Below are 3409 nucleotides of genomic sequence, written 5' to 3'. Positions count from 1 at the left end.
GTAGCCGTATCGGAAGGTGCGGCTGGATCACCTCCTTTCTAAGGATGATGTTTTCTTGCCTGAAATATGGAAGAAACATTCGGAAGATAGATCTTCGATCTATCACGTTAACGTTTTGCGTTCAGTTTTGAAGGTTCATGTAATCTTCATACATAGAAAGAGGGGCCTATAGCTCAGCTGGTTAGAGCGCACGCCTGATAAGCGTGAGGTCGGTGGTTCGAGTCCACTTAGGCCCACCATAACAACTCTCTTTTTATACAATCCCGGGGCCTTAGCTCAGCTGGGAGAGCGCCTGCCTTGCACGCAGGAGGTCAACGGTTCGATCCCGTTAGGCTCCACCAATAATTTGTTCATTGAAAACTGGATAAAACGACATTGAAAGTAATCAAGTAATCAACCGAGTCGCATATATGCGATTCAAGCAATCTTTTTAACCAACGGAAGCCTATCGCTAGGATGAAGTTGGACCTTTTATAGGTTAAGTTAGAAAGGGCGCACGGCGGATGCCTTGGCACTAGGAGCCGATGAAGGACGGCACTAACACCGATATGCTTCGGGGAGCTGTAAGTGAGCTTTGATCCGAAGATTTCCGAATGGGGAAACCCACTGTCCATAATGGGACAGTACGTGTATGTGAATACATAGCATACTCGTGGCACACCCGGAGAACTGAAACATCTAAGTACCCGGAGGAAGAGAAAGAAACATCGATTCCCTTAGTAGCGGCGAGCGAAACGGGAAGAGCCCAAACCAAGAAGCTTGCTTCTTGGGGTTGTAGGACACTCTATACGGAGTTACAAAGGAATGCGTTAGATGAAGCGACCTGGAAAGGTCCGCCAAAGAGGGTAAAAGCCCCGTAGTCGAAAACGCATTCTCTCCAGAGTGGATCCTGAGTACGGCGGAACACGTGAAATTCCGTCGGAATCCGGGAGGACCATCTCCCAAGGCTAAATACTCCCTAGTGACCGATAGTGAACCAGTACCGTGAGGGAAAGGTGAAAAGCACCCCGGAAGGGGAGTGAAATAGATCCTGAAACCGTGCGCTTACAAATTGTCAGAGCCCGTTAATGGGTGATGGCGTGCCTTTTGTAGAATGAACCGGCGAGTTACGATTCCATGCAAGGTTAAGCTGAGAAAGCGGAGCCGCAGCGAAAGCGAGTCTGAATAGGGCGAATGAGTATGGGGTCGTAGACCCGAAACCAGGTGATCTACCCATGTCCAGGGTGAAGGTCAGGTAACACTGACTGGAGGCCCGAACCCACGTATGTTGAAAAATGCGGGGATGAGGTGTGGGTAGCGGTGAAATTCCAATCGAACCTGGAGATAGCTGGTTCTCTCCGAAATAGCTTTAGGGCTAGCCTCAAACGAAAGAATCTCGGAGGTAGAGCACTGTTTGGACGAGGGGCCCATCCCGGGTTACCGAATTCAGACAAACTCCGAATGCCGATGATTTATGTTTGGGAGTCAGACAGTGGGTGATAAGATCCATTGTCGAGAGGGAAACAGCCCAGACCACCAGCTAAGGTCCCCAAGTATCTGTTAAGTGGAAAAGGATGTGGCGTTGCCCAGACAACCAGGATGTTGGCTTAGAAGCAGCCATCATTTAAAGAGTGCGTAATAGCTCACTGGTCGAGTGGCGCTGCGCCGAAAATGTACCGGGGCTAAACAGATCACCGAAGCTGTGGATTGACCTTAGGGTCAATGGTAGGAGAGCGTTCCAAGGGCGTTGAAGCTAGACCGGAAGGACTGGTGGAGCGCTTGGAAGTGAGAATGCCGGTATGAGTAGCGAAAGAAGGGTGAGAATCCCTTCCACCGAATGCCCAAGGTTTCCTGAGGAAGGCTCGTCCGCTCAGGGTTAGTCAGGACCTAAGTCGAGGCCGATAGGCGTAGACGATGGACAACAGGTTGATATTCCTGTACCACCTCCCCGCCGTTTGAGTAATGGGGGGACGCAGTAGGATAGGGTGAGCACACAGTTGGTTGTGTGTCTAAGCAGTGAGGTGGAGAACGAGGCAAATCCCGTTCTCATATAACACTAGGCTGTGATGGCGAGGAGATTAATCTCCAGAGTCCCTGATTTCACACTGCCAAGAAAAGCCTCTAGCGAGGCGGGAGGTGCCTGTACCGCAAACCGACACAGGTAGGCGAGGAGAGAATCCTAAGGTGATCGAGAGAACTCTCGTTAAGGAACTCGGCAAAATGACCCCGTAACTTCGGGAGAAGGGGTGCTCTGGTAGGGTGAATAGCCCGAGAGAGCCGCAGTGAATAGGCCCAGGCGACTGTTTAGCAAAAACACAGGTCTCTGCAAAATCGTAAGATGACGTATAGGGGCTGACGCCTGCCCGGTGCTGGAAGGTTAAGAGGAGGGGTTAGCGCAAGCGAAGCTCTGAATTGAAGCCCCAGTAAACGGCGGCCGTAACTATAACGGTCCTAAGGTAGCGAAATTCCTTGTCGGGTAAGTTCCGACCCGCACGAAAGGCGTAACGATCTGGGCACTGTCTCAACGAGAGACTCGGTGAAATTATAATATGCGTGAAGATGCGCATTACCCGCGACAGGACGGAAAGACCCCGTGGAGCTTTACTGTAGCCTGATATTGAATTCCGGTGCAGCCTGTACAGGATAGGTAGGAGCCTTGGATTCCGGAGCGCCAGCTTCGGAGGAGGCATTGGTGGGATACTACCCTGGCTGTATTGGACTTCTAACCCTTGCCCGTGATCCGGGCAGGAGACAGTGTCAGGTGGACAGTTTGACTGGGGCGGTCGCCTCCTAAAGAGTAACGGAGGCGCTCAAAGGTTTCCTCAGAATGGTTGGACATCATTCGCAGAGTGCAAAGGCATAAGGAAGCTTGACTGCGAGACCTACAAGTCGAGCAGGGTCGAAAGACGGACTTAGTGATCCGGTGGTTCCGCATGGAAGGGCCATCGCTCAACGGATAAAAGCTACCCCGGGGATAACAGGCTTATCTCCCCCAAGAGTCCACATCGACGGGGAGGTTTGGCACCTCGATGTCGGCTCGTCGCATCCTGGGGCTGTAGTCGGTCCCAAGGGTTGGGCTGTTCGCCCATTAAAGCGGCACGCGAGCTGGGTTCAGAACGTCGTGAGACAGTTCGGTCCCTATCCGTCGCGGGCGCAGGAAATTTGAGGAGAGCTGTCCTTAGTACGAGAGGACCGGGATGGACATACCGCTGGTGTACCAGTTGTCTTGCCAAAGGCATCGCTGGGTAGCTATGTATGGACGGGATAAATGCTGAAAGCATCTAAGCATGAAGCCCCCTTCAAGATGAGATTTCCCATTACGCAAGTAAGTAAGATCCCTCAAAGATGATGAGGTGGATAGGTCTGGGGTGTAAGTACGGCGACGTATGTAGCTGACAGATACTAATCGATCGAGGACTTAACCTATTGT

At 51.7% G+C, this 3409-nt stretch carries 2 tRNA genes and 1 rRNA gene; all 3 read left to right on the top strand.

Annotated features, from left to right (window positions below):
- Positions 1-162: 162 nt before the first annotated feature.
- The 3 genes from CSV60_RS15585 (at position 163) to CSV60_RS15575 (ending at position 3405) form a co-directional block, all read left to right on the top strand.
- Positions 163-239 (top strand) — tRNA-Ile (locus CSV60_RS15585).
- Positions 240-265: 26 nt separating this feature from the next.
- Positions 266-341, top strand: a tRNA-Ala gene (locus CSV60_RS15580).
- A gap of 135 nt (positions 342-476) precedes the next feature.
- Positions 477-3405: ribosomal RNA gene (locus CSV60_RS15575) — 23S ribosomal RNA — on the top strand.
- Positions 3406-3409: the final 4 nt, after the last annotated feature.

The organism is Sporosarcina sp. P7, assembly GCF_002743425.1.
Taxonomy (GTDB): Bacteria; Bacillota; Bacilli; order Bacillales_A; family Planococcaceae; genus Sporosarcina.
This window is presented reverse-complemented; position numbering and strand designations above follow the sequence as displayed.